15 protein-coding genes are annotated in these 15,415 nt (G+C 67.3%); 7 read left to right on the forward strand and 8 right to left on the reverse strand.

Annotation, left to right across the window (positions count from 1 at the left end; genetic code table 11):
- Positions 1-290 precede the first annotated feature (290 nt).
- Together AUL38_RS17430 and AUL38_RS18005 are read left to right on the forward strand one after the other, a co-directional pair.
- Entirely contained in the window at positions 291-2,141 is a 1,851-nt protein-coding gene (locus tag AUL38_RS17430) for a hypothetical protein (RefSeq protein ID WP_161937443.1), read from the forward strand.
- On the forward strand, positions 2,108-2,308 hold the full coding sequence (locus AUL38_RS18005) for a LuxR C-terminal-related transcriptional regulator (protein ID WP_161937444.1): 201 nt from the start codon (positions 2,108-2,110) through the stop codon (positions 2,306-2,308). Before AUL38_RS17430 ends, AUL38_RS18005 begins: the two co-directional genes overlap by 34 nt.
- 25 nt (positions 2,309-2,333) lie before the next feature.
- Here AUL38_RS18005 and rraA read toward each other — a convergent pair whose 3' ends face one another.
- Positions 2,334-2,801: a ribonuclease E activity regulator RraA gene (gene rraA / locus AUL38_RS13645; protein ID WP_059062924.1), complete on the reverse strand. Its 468-nt coding sequence runs from the start codon at positions 2,799-2,801 to the stop codon at positions 2,334-2,336.
- A 143-nt stretch (positions 2,802-2,944) separates the two neighbouring features.
- On the opposite strand from rraA, the gene AUL38_RS13650 reads away from it, so the two are divergent.
- The 3 genes from AUL38_RS13650 to AUL38_RS17595 all read left to right on the forward strand — a co-directional run bounded on the left by AUL38_RS13650 (position 2,945) and on the right by AUL38_RS17595 (position 5,701).
- Complete coding sequence (locus tag AUL38_RS13650; protein WP_235590730.1) at positions 2,945-3,568, forward strand: TetR/AcrR family transcriptional regulator; 624 nt, start codon at positions 2,945-2,947, stop codon at positions 3,566-3,568.
- Positions 3,565-5,142, forward strand: coding sequence for an MFS transporter (locus AUL38_RS13655; protein ID WP_083506896.1), 1,578 nt, complete (start codon positions 3,565-3,567; stop codon positions 5,140-5,142). The genes AUL38_RS13650 and AUL38_RS13655 overlap by 4 nt, the downstream gene beginning before the upstream one ends.
- A 115-nt stretch (positions 5,143-5,257) precedes the next feature.
- Positions 5,258-5,701, forward strand: a complete 444-nt coding sequence (locus tag AUL38_RS17595) for a DUF4190 domain-containing protein (RefSeq protein WP_153006607.1) — start codon at positions 5,258-5,260, stop codon at positions 5,699-5,701.
- A 71-nt stretch (positions 5,702-5,772) separates the two neighbouring features.
- Here the strand turns inward: AUL38_RS17595 and AUL38_RS13665 are convergent, their stop codons facing one another.
- The 5 genes from AUL38_RS13665 to AUL38_RS13685 form a co-directional block, all read right to left on the reverse strand.
- Positions 5,773-6,777, reverse strand: a complete 1,005-nt coding sequence (locus AUL38_RS13665) for a bile acid:sodium symporter family protein (RefSeq protein WP_059062925.1) — start codon at positions 6,775-6,777, stop codon at positions 5,773-5,775.
- 54 nt (positions 6,778-6,831) lie between these two features.
- A complete protein-coding gene (locus AUL38_RS13670; protein ID WP_059062950.1) occupies positions 6,832-7,707 on the reverse strand; it encodes a DUF817 domain-containing protein in 876 nt (291 codons plus the stop codon).
- Positions 7,708-7,979: 272 nt separating this feature from the next.
- The gene (gene der, locus AUL38_RS13675) at positions 7,980-9,395 is read right to left on the reverse strand and encodes a ribosome biogenesis GTPase Der (RefSeq protein WP_235590734.1); all 1,416 of its coding nucleotides are present in this window, start codon (positions 9,393-9,395) and stop codon (positions 7,980-7,982) included.
- Between the two features lie 146 nt (positions 9,396-9,541).
- Positions 9,542-10,273: a (d)CMP kinase gene (cmk, locus tag AUL38_RS13680; RefSeq protein ID WP_059062926.1), complete on the reverse strand. Its 732-nt coding sequence runs from the start codon at positions 10,271-10,273 to the stop codon at positions 9,542-9,544.
- On the reverse strand, positions 10,273-11,361 hold the full coding sequence (locus tag AUL38_RS13685; protein WP_059062927.1) for a prephenate dehydrogenase: 1,089 nt from the start codon (positions 11,359-11,361) through the stop codon (positions 10,273-10,275). The genes cmk and AUL38_RS13685 overlap by 1 nt, the downstream gene beginning before the upstream one ends.
- Positions 11,362-11,586: 225 nt before the next feature.
- On the opposite strand from AUL38_RS13685, the gene AUL38_RS13690 reads away from it, so the two are divergent.
- On the forward strand, positions 11,587-12,102 hold the full coding sequence (locus AUL38_RS13690) for a hypothetical protein (protein WP_059062928.1): 516 nt from the start codon (positions 11,587-11,589) through the stop codon (positions 12,100-12,102).
- Between the two features lie 46 nt (positions 12,103-12,148).
- On the opposite strand, the gene AUL38_RS13695 is transcribed toward AUL38_RS13690, so the two are convergent.
- Positions 12,149-12,607, reverse strand: coding sequence for an Lrp/AsnC family transcriptional regulator (locus tag AUL38_RS13695; RefSeq protein ID WP_153006610.1), 459 nt, complete (start codon positions 12,605-12,607; stop codon positions 12,149-12,151).
- Between the two features lie 455 nt (positions 12,608-13,062).
- On the opposite strand from AUL38_RS13695, the gene AUL38_RS13700 reads away from it, so the two are divergent.
- Positions 13,063-14,310, forward strand: a complete 1,248-nt coding sequence (locus AUL38_RS13700) for an MFS transporter (protein WP_059062930.1) — start codon at positions 13,063-13,065, stop codon at positions 14,308-14,310.
- A gap of 193 nt (positions 14,311-14,503) precedes the next feature.
- On the opposite strand, the gene AUL38_RS13705 is transcribed toward AUL38_RS13700, so the two are convergent.
- Positions 14,504-15,259 carry a FadR/GntR family transcriptional regulator gene (locus AUL38_RS13705; protein WP_059062931.1) on the reverse strand — a complete coding sequence of 252 codons (756 nt, stop codon included), beginning with the start codon at positions 15,257-15,259 and terminating at the stop codon, positions 14,504-14,506.
- Between the last annotated feature and the right edge of the window lie 156 nt (positions 15,260-15,415).

The raw sequence follows: 15,415 nt of genomic DNA on the forward strand, positions 1-15,415 counted from the left end.
AGGGCACACTGCAAGGGTGCTCTTGATTCGATACAACCACCGTTTCCCCTATCTCAGGCTCCGTTCTGCGTGAAATTGGTACCGTTCTCGGGCCCTTGCGCCACGCCCCACGTCCCTGAGATGCTTGCGAGAGGAGGATTGTCTCCATAGCTGGTCCAGTGTTCGGGAACAGGTCTGCACAAGTTCATGGAAAAGTCATCTAAAGTTCGCCCGCACACTCGGGGCCCGCGCTGCACAGCTCATCAGCCGGCTACTAAACTTGTGGGTGCAATTCGAAGGAGCTGGGGGGAATGCTCGAGGACGAACCGCGATTACGCAGGCTTGAGATTGACAGGCTGGTAGCAAAACTCGCGCTCCTCCATAGAGTCCATGAGGGCTCCCTCGTCGTCGTCTGGGATGTCTTCCCCGACACGCTGCCATCCGCCGAGCGAGATCGCGACCCGCAACGGTGCCTCCAAGAACTTGCAGATCTCGGCCACCTCGCACCGGTCAGCCCGGCGTCGCCACGAGACGAACTGCTGGGCTGCACCACAGCCGCAGTGCCGCCCGCCGAGGCCGCAACCGCCGCACTCCCGTCGGATCGCAGGGATCAGCATCGTGCACTTGCGCGCGGCATGCTGGCCGCGGACCCCGGGGCGCCCTTTGCGAAGGATTTGCTCGCCGAAGCGCTCGTGCAGCAACGTGGCGCTCAGGAGTGGGATGCGCTCGAGAGTGGGCTGTTCAGGCACTTCATGGATTTGCTGGGCACCCACGACAGCTCCCTGACGAAAGCGTTTGGCGAGCTCCCGGCTGAGGTACTCCGGGGCCGCCCGGGGCTCCAGTTCGGCGCCAGCGCCGCTTCGGCCCCAATCGACAAGGGGTTGATTCACGCCACAACAGGGACTGACCTCGCCGCGCGTTTCGGCATGCTCGTGACCGAGGTCGGGCAGGCCTGGAGCCGCCAAGACTCGGCCGATGGTGTCTTGTTTCTCGGGGCGCTGTGGATCGTCTGGCTCCGCAAGCACGGCGACCTCCAGGCCACTGAGGAGGCAGCCGCCGGCCTGCTGCTGCGCCTCCGAGAGCTCGCGAGCGAGGGCGACGTCCCCTCGCGGACCAACCTGCAGTGGTTCGAGGTGGAGCGGGGGCTCACCGCACTGTTCGCCCTGGATTGGGGGCGGGCGCGCACCCGCTTCAGCAGTGTCCACGACATGGCGGCCGATTTCACTGAATACGACGCATACGTTCCGCTCCTCGCGTCTGCACTCCTCGAGCTCCAACACTCGCTCAGCGGCCAGCCCGCGGCCACGACGTTGCACGTCACGTCACCGATCGGCACGCTAGCCGGGCCGCGCCAACACAGCGAGTACATCGAATACGTGTGCCAGCTGTCGGCCGCACGTGTCGCACTCGACCGCCTTGATATCGAGTCCGCTACACAGCACATCGCATACCTCAACACCCACCAACTCAGCAGCGAGTTTTGGGAGATTGCTGCCGAGACCAGTCAGCTTCTCGACGTGCTCACTGACAGCACCCAGGCTATCCAGGCCAGGCAGGCGGCGATCGTCGGTGCGGTGGCGAAGCACCACCGTTCCGCTCCCCTTGCCCACGCCGTTCGCGTGCGCAGCCGGGTCGATGCGCTCATCGCGGTGGGACAACTCGAGCGCGCCCGTGCGCTATGCGAGCGCACCCCCGAACTGTCCACATGGCTGCGCGTCTCCTACGCACGACTACACCCATCGGCGGGCGCTTCGCCCGGACTGCGGTGTTGTCTCAAGCGATTGCCGCAGACGACCGGGCAACCTCACCCGAACGCGCGACTGCCCATGGTCTCGCGGCCGCAGCCTACGATGCCGAGGGTGATCACGACGCCGCACTCGAACAGGTCAAGCTGTGTCTCAGCTGGTGTATCGCATCGGCGACGCTGCTCCCCGTTGCGCTTCTCCCCCGCTCGGCCCGAGAACGACTGTTGCATCACGCAACGGAGACCAAAATGCTCCAGCCCCTCGCGAGTGCGCTGCATCTCTCCGTTGCCGAGCTCCTCGCTCGGTGCGCGGCTCTCGGGCAGTGTTTCCCCGACACGGGCGTGCTGGTTGATCTTACGAAGCGTGAGGGATTCGTGCTGCACATGCTCGATTCAGGGTTGCCTCAGACCGAGATAGCCGCACAGCTCAACGTCTCAGTGAGCACGCTCAAGAAGCAGACAGGATCGATCTACCGCAAGCTCGGAGTCGGTAGTCGGCGCGAAGCGCTCCACATCGCCCATGTGCACGGCCTCATCGATGGAATTCAGGCAGCCCAAGCTACCCAATCCGGTCAGAGACGGTGAGACGGAGTCGGTGAGAGGGGCCCGGCTACTCGACGAGGATGCCGTCGGAGTCGCACCACACCATCGCGCCAGGGGTGAAGGTGACGCCGCCGAAGGTGACTGGCACGTCGGTCTCGCCGCTGCCGGTCTTCGTCGACTTCGCTGGGTTCGATCCGAGGGCTTTCACGCCGAGCGGCAGCGTGCCGATCGCGACGCGGTCTCGGATGGCGCCGTGCACGATGAGCCCGGCCCAGCCGTTGTCGGCCCCGAGGCCGGCGATGATGTCACCGACGAGGGCGGTCTCGAGCGATCCCTCGCCGTCGATGACGAGCACCGCACCGTCGCCCGGTGTTGAGAGCACGCTCTTGAGCCGCGCATTGTCTTGGAAGCACTTCACGGTGCGCACCGGGCCGGAGAAGCTGGTGTCGCCGCCGCAGTCCTGAAACTGGAGCGAAACGGACTGGAGCTCTTCGCCCCGCTCGTCGTACAGGTCGGCGGTGCTGATGGTGTCCATGTGGCTGGGCCTCATTCCTCGTTCTCGGGCTCAACGGGCAGCAGCGCTGCCGTCGCCTCCACGCTACCGCGCGACAGAGTTGCGACGCTAGAGCTAGTGATGTACAAATGTACATGTACATAAGTACAGGAACCGGAGGGGCCGTGAGCACCATCACACTCGCGCCAGGCAAACGCGACCCTGAGGGGCGCCGCAGGGCGATCCTGCGCGCCGCAACCGAAATCATCGTGACCCGCGGCCCGGCGGCGCTCACCCACCGCGCCGTCGCCGCACTCGCCAGTGTCTCCCTCGGATCGACGACGCAGTACTTCTCATCGATTGACGACCTGCGCGAGACCGCGCTCCACGCCCTCGCGCAGGAGATCGACGAGTCCCTCGAGAGCATCGCCCCGCACCTCGAGCACATCGCGACAGACCCGGCGCCAGCCGTCACCGAGTTCCTGAAATACATCGAGGACACCCGCACGGTGCACGCCGACATTGCGCTCATGTGGAGCGCAACCACCGATCCGCACCTGCGCGAGCTCGCGCCCCGTTGGAACGACAAGCTCGCCGACCTCCTCGCCGAACATATTGGGCGAGCGCGCGCCGAGGCCATCGTCGTTTATCTCGACGGCGCAACGATCCACGCGGGCCTGCACGAGCGCCCGCTCAACCGTGAGGAACTCACCGACGCGCTCCTCGCGCTCGCAGGGCAACCAGCCACACACGCCACCACCCCACCCCAGCAACCAACCGCGGACACCGCAGGAACACACAGCGAATGACTGAGAACACGCGCGCACAGAACGCGCCACTGACCCCACAGCCCCCGACCGAGCTCCCCGCACCCGTGAGCCGAGCGCGCCGCTGGGGCGCACTCGCGGTGCTCACCGCGAGCCTGCTCGTGATCACGATGGACATGACCATCCTGAACATCGCGCTGCCGCAGATGGCCGCCGAACTCCATCCGACGAGCGCGCAGCAGCTGTGGATCATCGACGTCTACTCGCCCGTACTCGCAGGCCTGCTCGTCTCGTTCGCAGCACTCGCGGACCGGTGGGGCCGCAAGCGCATGCTCATGCTCGGCTACACCCTCTTCGGTCTCGCCTCGCTGCTCGTGCTCATCGCGAACAGCGCTGAGGCGGTCATCACGATCCGCGCACTGCTCGGCATCGGCGGCGCCATGATCATGCCGACGACCCTGTCGCTCATTCGCGTCACCTTCATCGACCCGCGCGAGCGTGCCACCGCGCTGAGTATCTGGGCGGCCGTGTCCGGGCTCGGCGCCGCGGTCGGTCCGCTCATCGGCGGCGTGCTCCTCGAACACTTCTCCTGGCACGCAGCGTTCCTCGTGAACGTGCCGCTCATGCTTGCTGGCGTCATCGCCGGCGTGCTCGTGCTCCCCGAGTCGAAGGTGAAGAACCCCGGCCGCTGGGACTTCGTCGCTGCGATCCTGTCGTTCGCCGGAATGACGCTCGTCATCTGGGCCGTGAAGACCTTCGCCGCTGAGTCGTCGTTCCTCGTGCCGAGTGCGCTCACCGCGTTCGCCTTCGGCGGCGCCCTGCTCGCCTGGTTCGTGCTGCGCTGCCTCCGTAGCGACTCGCCGCTGCTCGAGCTCGCACTGTTCAAGAACCGGCCGTTCTCGGCGGGCATCATCGCCGCGCTCGGCTCCTCGTTCGCGATGGGTGCGGCACTCCTGCTGCTCGCGCAGTGGATGCAGATCATCGACGGCGCGACCCCCATCGAGGCCGGCGTGCGGCTCATCCCGGTGGCGATCGCCGGCGCGATTGCCTCGCTCTCGGCCCCGCCCATCGCGAGGCTTATCGGCGCGCGCGCCGTGCTCGCTGGCGGCATCGGGCTCGCCGGTATCGGCATGCTCGCGATCGGATTGCAGCCCGGCACGCTGTCGTACACGACCGTGCTCATCGCGCTGACCCTCGTCGGCTTCGGCACAGGATCGCTCGCGATCGGCTCCGCCATGATCATGTATGGCACCCCGGAAGACAAGGCGGGCAGCGCTGGCGCGATCGAGGAGACCTCGTACGAGCTCGGCGCGGTGCTCGGCGTCGCGATCCTCGGATCGATCGCAGCGATCCTCTACCGGTCAGGGCTCGCAGACAACCCGCTCATCGCGGGCCTGGGCGCCGAGGGCGCGAAGCAGGCCAACGATTCGCTCGGCGCCGCAGCGGCGATCGCCGAGGAGCTTCGTCTCCCCGAGCTGCTCGCCACGGCAAGCGATGCGTTCACCGATTCGATGCAGACCACCGGCATCATCGGCGGGCTGAGCATGCTCGCGATCGGCACGCTCGTGTTCTTCCTGACCCCGAAGGGCACGGACGTTTCCGAGGCCAACCACTAGGGGTCGAGAGGTACCTGGGTACTAACCACACCGGTACCGGGGCAGGACGCGCAGGTCACAGCCAACACGTACCTTAGAGATATCAAGGCAGCGTACGGCAGAAAGGAACGTCATTATGACCACCGACGCCCACACCGAACAGCTCACCGACGGAGTCGCGCAGGTCGCTCCTCCTGCACCACCGCAGAACGGCGCCCCCCAGAACGGCGCCCCGCAGTATGGCGCGCCGCAGTATGGCGCCCCGCAGTATGCGACCCAGGCACCCACCCAGGCACCGACCCAGCCGCTCCCCGGCGAGCACAGCTACGGCTTCGCAATCGCGAGCTTCGTGATCGGCATCGCCTCGATCATCGGCGGCTGGACGCTCATCGCACCCGCCGTTGGCCTCGTGCTCGGCATCCTCGCACTCCGCCGCAACACCACCGAGCGCACACTTGCGCTCTGGGGCGTTTGGCTCAACGGCGTCATTCTCGCATTCGCCGCGATCGGGGTCGCGCTCCTCATCGGGCTCGCATCCTTCGGCATGCTCGCAGGCACGTTCTCCAGTTTCGGCTGGTAACGGCTGGAGCGCTGCTCAGGGCGGGCCCATCCTTCGGGATGGGCCCGCCCTGTGCGTGCGCAGGGATTGCGCTAGGTCTTCGAGCCAGACTCGCGGCGCGGTGCCTCTGCGCGTGACCGCGGTGGCCTCCGCGACCAGAAGCTCGCGAGCGCGGCGCCGGTGACGTTGTGCCAGACCGAGAAGAGCGCAGCGGGCAACGCAGCCTCGGGCGAGAAGTGCGTGCGCGCGAGGCCCGCCGCGAGCCCCGAATTCTGCATCCCAACCTCGAAGGTGACCGCGCGCCTGGCAGCCTCGTCGAGGCCCGCCACACGAGCCGCGAAGTACCCGAGGAGTAGGCCAAGCCCGTTGAGTGCGACCACCAGGCCAGCGACCACGAGGCCGGAGGTGAGGATCGTCTCTGCACTTCCCGCGACCACCGCGAGAATGACAAGCGTGATGACGAGCACGGACACGAGCGGCATCCAATCGATGACCCGCCCCACCAGCCCGGGAAGCAGGCGGCGCAGCAGCACACCAGCGACGATCGGAATGATCACGATCTGCACGATCGACACGAACATGCCGAGGGTGTCGACTTCGAGGTACGATCCTGCGATCCACAACACGATGAGCGGGGTGAGAATCGGTGCGACAAGCGTCGACACCGACGTCATCGCGACCGACAGGGCAACGTCGCCCTTCGCGAGATACACAATCACGTTGGACGCGGTTCCACCCGGCGCCGCGGCCACGAGGATCACGCCGACGGCGATCGCCGATTCAAGGTTGAACACGGTGACGAGCAGCAGCGCCGCCAGCGGCATGATGATGAACTGGGCGAGCACGCCGATAAGCAGCGGGATCGGACGGCGGGCAACGACCGCGAAATCGGCTCCCCGCAGCGTCATCCCCATCCCGAGCATGATGACCATGAGCAGCGGATTGATGAACGGCGCCACCGTGAGAAACGGTGCGGGCGCCGCTACTGCGACGACTCCAGCAGCGAGCACGATGACGGGGAACCAGGTTCCCGCGATCCGGCTGACACGCGCGCCGCGCGACGGCGCCGCGGCCTGAGCAACCTCATTATTGTCCATGCAGCCAGCCTCACACACTCGGAGAGCTCCCGCATCATCGGGGTCACCTAGCCGTTACTGAGGAACACGCTCGACGGCTGCCGGCTCGCGCGGAGGGTACACCCAGGTCACGAGCACAACGGAGATGATCATGAGCAAGAACCAGGCGATGAACTTCTGCGGCGACACAAGCTCCCACCCATCCGCCTGATGCGGGTAGAGCCACGCGCCAGCCCACGTCGCAATGTTCTCAGCGATCCAAATGAACGCGGCAACGCCCGCGAACACGGCAAGCAGCGGCGCGCGCCGCGTCACCCGATACACCCGGAAGTGCATCTGCGTGCGGAGCCAGACGAGGATCACGAGCACGAGCAGCACCCACCGCAGGTCGACGATGAAGTGGTGCGAGAAGAAGTTCACGTAGATGAGCGCGGCGATCACCGTCGTCAGCCAGCGCGCCGGGTACCGCGAGAACCGCAGGTCGTGCAGCCGGTACACACGCACCATGTACGACCCGACCGCCGCGTACATGAACCCGCTGAAGAGCGGCACCGCGCCGATTCGGAGGACCCCCTCACCCTCGTACGCCCACGAACCCACATCGGTTTTGAAGAGCTCCATCACCGTGCCGGTGATGTGGAACAGCAGGATCACCCAGAGCTCGCGGCCCGTCTCCAGTTTGAACACGAGCAGCAAGATCTGGATGACCACCGCAGCAATCGTCAGCGCGTCGTTGCGGGCCAGCATCGCGTCCTCGGGATACCAGAGCCTCGCCGCGACAAGCACGACAAGCAGCAGGAATCCGAAGATGCAGGCCCACGCCTGCTTGAGCACGAACACCGCGCACTCGACGAGAACGGCGCGAACGCCGTGGGCCGGTGCGCCATCGAGCACCCGGTTCGCGGCGCGATCGATCGCCCGCTCAAGCGATGTGAGTTTGTGCTCAGGCATTGGCTTTGCGTTCACCCGTTCAACCCTATGCCAGCTCTGCTGGGCGAAGCCGGGGTCCGCCTGACCCCGAAACGAAACCGACCCTATTAATCTAAACCGACCCCAACTCCGGGTAGATACGGGTCAGGCTCGATTACAAGGGTCGGTGAGGATGGCCGAGGCCGCCACAGGCCGACAGAAGCCGAGGCAGCTAGCAGCCAAGGCAGCCAAGGCAGCCAGCCAAGGCAGGCCAAAGCGCGGGCCGCCAAGGCTGGCCCGCGCTCCGATGCTACTTAGCGGCGCTCGCGCTTCTCGCGGACGCGCATGTTGATCTGGATCGGTGTGCCCTCGAAACCGTAGGTCTCGCGCAGGCGGCGCTGGATGAAGCGGCGGTACCCGGGGTCGAGGAAGCCCGAGACGAACAGCACGAACGTCGGCGGGCGGTTCTGCACCTGCGTACCGAAGAGCACGCGCGGCTGCTTGCCACCGCGGAGCGGGTGCGGGTGCTCCTGCACGAGCTCGGCGAGGAACGCGTTGAACTTCGCCGTCGGGATACGCGTATCCCAGGACTCGAGCGCAGCCTCGAGCGCGGGCACGAGCTTCTCGAGGTGGCGGCCGGTGCGCGCCGAAATGTTCACGCGCGGCGCCCAGTCGACGTGTGCGCGATCCTGCTCGATCTCACGCTCGAGGTACTTGCGACGCTCGTCGTCAAGCATGTCCCATTTATTGAAGGCGAGCACGAGCGCGCGGCCCGACTCAAGCACGAGGTCGATGATGCGCAGATCCTGATCGCTGATCTCCTGCGTCACGTCGATGAGTACGACGGCGACCTCGGCCTTTTCGAGCGCCGCAGAGGTGCGGAGCGTCGCGTAGAAGTCGGCGCCCTTCTGCAGGTGCACGCGGCGGCGGATACCCGCGGTGTCAACGAAGGTCCACACGCGGCCGGCGATCTCGACCTGCTCATCAACGGGGTCGCGAGTGGTGCCCGCGAGCTCGTTCACGACGACGCGCTCTTCGCCAGCGGCCTTGTTCAGCAGGCTCGACTTGCCCACGTTCGGGCGGCCAAGCAGCGCGACGCGACGGGGGCCCGCAAGCTTCGGCTGGGCGACAGCCGACACCTCGGGCAGCACCTTCATGACGTCGTCGAGCAGGTCGGCGACGCCGCGGCCGTGCAGCGCGGAGACCGCGCGCGGCTCGCCGAGCCCGAGCGACCACAGTGCGGCAATCTCGGGGTCGAGCACGGAGTCATCAACCTTGTTCGCAACAAGGAAGACGGGCTTCTTCGAGCGGCGCAGCATCTGCACGACGCGCTCATCGGTCGCGGTCGCGCCCACGCGCGAATCGACGACGAAGAGCACGACGTCACAGAGTTCGATCGCGACCTCGGCCTGCAGCGCGACGGACGCGTCGATGCCCTTCGCGTCGGGCTCCCAGCCGCCGGTGTCGACGAGCGAGAAGCGCCGGTCGTTCCAGAGCGCCGGGTAGGTGACGCGGTCGCGGGTGACGCCGGGGATGTCCTCGACGACGGCCTCGCGGCGGCCGAGAATACGGTTCACGAGCGCGGACTTGCCGACGTTCGGTCGGCCGACGATTGCGACTACCGGGAATGCCTCGAGGCTCGGCTCAGCGAAGCCGATGAACTCGCCGTCGGCGGTGAGGATGTCCTGGTCGTCTTCCTCGAGCTCGAAGGCGTCGAGGGTCGAGCGCATCGCGCGGAGGCGCTCCTCGTCGGTCACCGTGCCATCGAAGTCGACGTCGTCGAGCTCAGCGTCTGCATGGATCTCGCCCTCGGCGACCTCGCCCGAGATGATCTCGCTCGGGTCGACCTGCGAGAGATCAAATTCGTGTTCTTCGTTCATCTCTGTTCCTTGTCGTTCGATGGGCGGGCCCCGCGGGCCTCGTCAACGGTGTCGATCACAGCTTGGATCGACTGCCCAAAGTTCATGTCGCTCGTATCGATGAGCGTGACCCCGGGAGCCGGGGTGAGAAAATCTACGACGGCTGCATCCTTCGTGTCGCGCGCCATAATGTCTGCGAGCACCTGCTCGTGGCTCGCGCCGGGCAGCTCCCCTGCTCGCCTGGTCGCCCGCACCTCAGGGGACGCGGTCATGAGGATTCGCACCGGGGCGTCGGGAGCGACGACGGTCGTAATGTCGCGCCCCTCGATGACCACACCGGGCAGCCCCGAGCTCGCGACAATGTCGCGGAACATGGTGTTCAGCCGTACGCGCACCCCTGGATGCTTCGAGACGCGGCTCACCTGCCCGGAGATTTCGGGGGTGCGGATCACCGCCGAAACGTCAAACGCCTCGCTCCCACCTGGCAGCGTCACCTGCACGCGCTGTTCGCCGCGCAACGTGATCGCGTACGTCCACCCGTCGAGCATCGCGAGCACCGCATCCTCGGAGTCGAGGTCGACTGCGTCCTCGTGACAGGCCCAGGCCAGCGCACGGTACGCGGCGCCGGTGTCGAGAATGCCGAAGCCCATCTGTTCGGCCGCGGCGCGCGACACGCTCGACTTGCCGCTGCCAGCGGGCCCGTCGATCGCGACGAGGATGGGATCAGTAGCGACCGGGGTCGTAGCCATTACAGTGTTCTCCATCCGCGCTCGGTGAGGTCAGCGACCGCCCGTTCGGCGGCCTCGGGCAGCACGGCGATTTCCGCAAAGCCAATCTGTGCGCCCGGCGAGTGCTCAAGGCGCAAGTCTTCCATGTTAATACCGAGTTCTCCGAGTTCGGTGAGCAGCCGACCCAGTTCGCCCGGCGTATCGTCGATGAGCACCGTAATCGGGATGAAGCGTTCGGACGTTCCGTGCTTGCCCGGGATCCTGCCGACGCCGCGCGAACCGGCCGCCAGCAGGTCGGCGACGCTGCGCTTCGCACCCGGCGCATCGATCTCGCGCAGGGCACCCGTGAACGCCGCAATGTCTTCCGCGAACGCCTCAAGGAGTTCGAGCACCGGCTCCCGGTTTGCCCCGAGGATCTGCACCCACAGCTCAGGGTCGCTCGACGCGATCCGCGTGGTGTCGCGCAGCCCGGCCCCGGCCAGACCGATGGCCTGCTCCGTCGCCGGCACGAGCCGCGCCGCGAGCAGACTCGAGACGACCTGCGGCAGGTGCGACACGAGGCCGACCGAGCGGTCGTGCTCCTCGGGCGTCATCTCGGCGAGCACACCGCCGAGATCGAGGGCAATGGCCTCAACGAGCGCGAGTGCCTCGGCCGGGGTGTCCCGGTCGCGGCAGATCACCCACGGGCGCGCGGTGAACAGGTCGGCTCGCGCCATGATCGCGCCACCGCGCTCGCGGCCCGCCATCGGGTGCGAGCCAACGTAGTTTTTCAGCGGCGCACCGCGGCGCACGAGCTCAAGGTACGGGGCGAGTTTCACGCTCGCAACGTCGGTCACGACGGCGTTCGGAAACTCAGTGAGCGCACGCTCGACCGCGTCCGCGACCACGTCCGGCGGGGTCGCAACCACCACGACGGCCGGCTCAGGGTCGCCCTGCTGCCGGATCCGCCCAGCGCCGTAGTCTGCGGCGAGCGCAACCGCCGTCGGTGAGATGTCCTCGAGCGTAACGTCGGCGCCGCGCTCACGCAGCCCGAGTCCGACGCTCGCGCCGAGCAGCCCCGCACCAACGATGTGGACGGTGCCGCGGACGCGGGATTCAAGTTCATTCATCGGGTGGGGAGTCTTCCGTTTCTCGGCACAGGTGCTCGCGCGGGGCGCGAGTGTAGCGCCAGAAAGCGCACCTGTGCTCAATTTTAGCGGTTCCACGGTGTGCCCGCTCGCGCGCGGCGCGGGAGCGGTGTATCTGCTCGCTCTCCGCTCACCGAATACGCACGTAGACTGACCGGTGATCGACGGAGTTGAGCGCGAGTGGTCGCTCCTGGGAGGAGCGGCCGAATGCCAGAGCAGAGGATCGACTTCGGTGGCTACCTGAAACGGGCACGGGTGTCTGAGCACGGCACCGCGTTTCTCACCACCGCCAAGACACTGTATGTCGTGGACCGCAGCATGGATGCGCACCAGTACCTCAGCGAGGTTGAGCCGCTGGACAAGCGGGAGACACTGGCCAAGTCGTTCTGGATCTCCACGGTGAGCATCGGCGCTATAGCCGTTGCGGGGTTGGTGATCCAAGGCATCGCGGGTCGCGACACCCCCTGGATCGTCGCGGAGTTTCTGCCGGCCATGGTGGGCGCCACCTGTGGCGTCGGCATCCTGGCGATCGTGAACACCGTGAAGCGCAACGGCCTCCGCGCGGCCGCAGCAGAGCGACCGGTGCCGCGTCCGCTCGCGAGCATCACCGGGGCCACCCCGGAGCTGCTGCCACTGATCACCCCGGAGGTTCGGGATCAGCTCGAGGCGGCCCAGCCCGGGAGTGCGCGAGACCGCATCCTTGCGGGCTTGCTCAACGGATAGGCACCCGCCGCTTCACCCCGCCCGCGACCATGCGAGCGATCCCCCGCTATTCGCGGAGCATGCCCGTCACCCGATACGGGATGACCTGGCGCAGGAAGAGGCTCGTCGAGGTGCGGGTAATCCCCGGGCACAGGCGGATCTCCTCGCTCACGCGGTACAGGTCATCGGGGTCGCGCGCGACCACGCGCAACAGCAGGTCGGTGTCGCCGGCCGGCGCAAAGCACTCGAGCACTTCGGGGACGCTCGCGAGCGCTTGGATCGCCTCGCTGATGAGGTGCTGATCGAGCTCGACCTGCACCATCGCGGCGACGGGCCGCCCAAACGCCGCCGGTTTCACCCTGGCGCTGTGCGGCCGGAACACGTCGGCCGCCTGCATCTTGTCGATGCGGGCCTGCACCGTGCCGCGGGCGAGGCCGAGCTTGTGCGCGAGCATGGCGACCGGCATGCGGGCGTCGACGTCGAGCTGCTCGAGGATCCGCCGATCCGTCGCATCGAGGACATACACTTCGCTCAATTCACACACTCCCTCTCGTGCAACGCTATACAAATTGGCTAGTCAAAGCTTAGTCGCTTGCGCGATTCTTGCGACCCTCGGTTAAATACTGACTGGAGGCGGCACCATCCGCTCCGCGCCACCCGGCCCGCCACACCAGGAGGATCCGGCCCCGCACACGACCACCACCCCCGGCCAGTGCACACCACACCAGATTGCGCGTTACTCCCTGCCGCCGTGCGCCCGCGTTCGCGTGGGTACGCCGCCTCACCGCGGCGTAGGGGCACGCCAATCGGGTCGGGAATCTACGCCCGCAGCGCACCAGCTTGCGCTCGCGGTCACGGTGAGATTGAATGCTCCTCGGGGTTCGGCCAACCAGCCACTCCCCAACACCGCTGCACGCCACACCCGGCACCCGCAGTACGACACGCAACCAACACCCCGGCTGCCAGTACGAAAGCACTCCGTTGAGCACCACCCACGCACTCGCGCACCCCGGTAGCGCGCCCGTTTCCCTCCGGCGCCCCAAGCTTCGCGCGACCCTCACCATCGTCAGCCTGTTCGGCCTGCTCACCGCGGTGAATCTCCCGACAGCGCTGTACCCGCTCATCGGAGACAGGCTCCGCGTCGACGAATTCGGTATCACCGTCGCGTTCGCGAGCTACGTGCTCAGCCTGCTCGTCGGCCTCGTGCTGTTCCGCCCCCTCGGCGACCGCGCCAACCGCCGCACCGTGTTCGTGTGGGCGCTCGCAGCGACCTCGATCGCGACCCTCGGCCTCGCGCTCGCGCCGACACTCGCCTGGTTCTGCCTCGCACGTGCCGTGCAGGGCCTCGCGATCGCCGCAGCGACCGGCACCGGATCGAGCGCGCTGCGGGTGCTGCTGCCCGGGCGGCCGTCATTGAGCGGGCGACTCACGCTGCTCGCTACCTCGGGCGGCGTTGCTGCCGGCCCGATCCTCGGCGGCGTGCTGTCACTCGCTGGGTCGCCAACGCAGTGGCCGTTCGTGGCATGGTCGATCCTGCTGCTCGCGCTCATCCCGGTGATTCTCCTCATCGCCCCGCACCCCGAGTGCCGGCCGGTCGCACGCAAGGGCGCCGCCGCGCTCCCCGGGCCTGCCACCCAGCAGCTGACGACGCCGGCAGCGATCGCCGCATCCGTTCCCGCGATCCGCATGGCAGCGCTCGTCGGCTTCGTGAGCTTCGCCTTCTTCGGCTTCGCACTGTCGCTCGCCCCTGGCCACTTCGCGGAACTGTTTGGCGCGACTTCCCGGCCGATGCTCGGGCTGCTCGCCTCGCTCGTGCTGCTCGCCTCGGCCGCGGTGCAGCTCTTCCCCGTCCGCGGGCGCTGGGCTGCCACGCTCGGCCTCGTCGCGTTCGCCGCGGGCACGCTGCTGCTCGGGCTAGCGACGGCGCTCGCGAGCCCCGTGCTCACCGTGATCGCCTGCTTGATCGCGGGAGCGGGTCAGGGCGTCGCGTTCCAAAAGGCCTTCGGCGCGGCGGTTGCTGCTGTCCCCTCGGCCCGCCACGCCTCCACCGTCAACGCGATCTACGCGGTGACCTACCTCGGCAGCACCCTCCCCGTGCTCGGCCTCGGCGTCGCTGCGACCTCGTTTGGGCTGACGCCCGCCGTGCTCGCGTTCACGTTCGCGATATCGCTCGGCTGCGCGGCGCTCGCGATCGCGTCGTTCCGGTCGGTGCGGCGCGCGGACTCCTAGCCCGGGGCTTCCCTGCGGGCCAGCGAGTCACGCCCGGCCTGAATCGCTCACAAGACATGACCTCAGCGAAGTCAGGAGTGATTTGCAGCAAAAGCGTCATGACCTCGCTGAGGGCATGGCAGGTCAGCGGTCCTGCTTGGTGGGGTGTCCAGCCTGAATTGGGTAGCGCCACTTGCCGGGCAGCAGCAGCTCGCTATGCCCCGGTGATGGCGGCGAGCGCGAGACGCTCACGCTCGGTGAGCATGGAGCTGAAGCGGTCGGCGATTGCGCCGCGGGCGATCCGCCCAGCCGCTGCCGAGTCGCGGCGCTCGATGGCCTCGAACAGCCCGGAGTCGATGCGAGCGGAGTCGAGCTTGACCGCGTTCCCTGCCGCGCCGCGTTCGAGGTCGCGACGCACGAGTTCGCGCAGCGCCCCCGCGACGGCCTGCCCGCTCAGGCGCAGCACCTGGTTGCCGCTTGCTTCCCACACGGTCTCGTGAAACGCGAGGTCGGCGTCGGCGAAGTCGCTCGCGTCACCCTCGGCTGCCTCGCGCATCCGGGTCACGGCGGAGCGCATCGCGGCGAGTTGGGCGTCGTCGTGCAGCACGGCGGCGAGCTCTGAGGCCGAACCGTCGAGCACGATGCGAAACTGCACAAGCTCAGCAAGGCCGAGCGACGCCGTGCCGATCATGGCTCGGAACGACCGGCCGAGGGTCTCGGATGAGGGAGCGAGGACGACGGGCCCGCCGCGGGTGCCCGGTTTCGGTTCGATGAGCCCCATGCTCTGGAGCACGCGCAGCGCCTCGCGCACGGTGGGGCGGCTCACACCGAACTGCACCATGAGGTCGCGCTCACTCGAGAGCTGGGAGCCGACGGGGATCTCGCCGGAGAGGATCGCGGTTTCGACCTGCTCGACGATCCGCTGGTACGTGAGCACGGGAACTGCCTGGGTGAAGCTATGTGTGGTCAAACGACAGCACTCCTCTGTGAGGTCGACGGCCAGATCCGCACGAAGTGGATCGGGAAACTCTTCAGATAGTAGCGCCCCACAAGTGGCCTTACCATGTATCCTAGTTGGAATCCTCGCGGCGCGAGGGGCGGGTCAGAGCCGACTCGCACCGAGGGG

This window comes from Leucobacter sp. G161, assembly GCF_001482305.1.
In the GTDB taxonomy this organism is placed as follows: domain Bacteria; phylum Actinomycetota; class Actinomycetes; order Actinomycetales; family Microbacteriaceae; genus Leucobacter.

Bases quoted from the DNA above. Each gene is read 5' to 3' on its own strand.
- AUL38_RS17430 (WP_161937443.1), top strand. From the start codon at position 291: ATGCTCGAGGACGAACCGCGATTACGCAGGCTTGAGATTGACAGGCTG.
- AUL38_RS18005 (WP_161937444.1), top strand. From the start codon at position 2,108: ATGCTCGATTCAGGGTTGCCTCAGACCGAGATAGCCGCACAGCTCAAC.
- rraA (WP_059062924.1), bottom strand. From the start codon at position 2,801: ATGGACACCATCAGCACCGCCGACCTGTACGACGAGCGGGGCGAAGAG.
- AUL38_RS13655 (WP_083506896.1), top strand. From the start codon at position 3,565: ATGACTGAGAACACGCGCGCACAGAACGCGCCACTGACCCCACAGCCC.
- AUL38_RS17595 (WP_153006607.1), top strand. From the start codon at position 5,258: ATGACCACCGACGCCCACACCGAACAGCTCACCGACGGAGTCGCGCAG.
- AUL38_RS13665 (WP_059062925.1), bottom strand. From the start codon at position 6,777: ATGGACAATAATGAGGTTGCTCAGGCCGCGGCGCCGTCGCGCGGCGCG.
- AUL38_RS13670 (WP_059062950.1), bottom strand. From the start codon at position 7,707: ATGCCTGAGCACAAACTCACATCGCTTGAGCGGGCGATCGATCGCGCC.
- der (WP_235590734.1), bottom strand. From the start codon at position 9,395: ATGCGCTCGACCCTCGACGCCTTCGAGCTCGAGGAAGACGACCAGGAC.
- cmk (WP_059062926.1), bottom strand. From the start codon at position 10,273: ATGGCTACGACCCCGGTCGCTACTGATCCCATCCTCGTCGCGATCGAC.
- AUL38_RS13685 (WP_059062927.1), bottom strand. From the start codon at position 11,361: ATGAATGAACTTGAATCCCGCGTCCGCGGCACCGTCCACATCGTTGGT.
- AUL38_RS13690 (WP_059062928.1), top strand. From the start codon at position 11,587: ATGCCAGAGCAGAGGATCGACTTCGGTGGCTACCTGAAACGGGCACGG.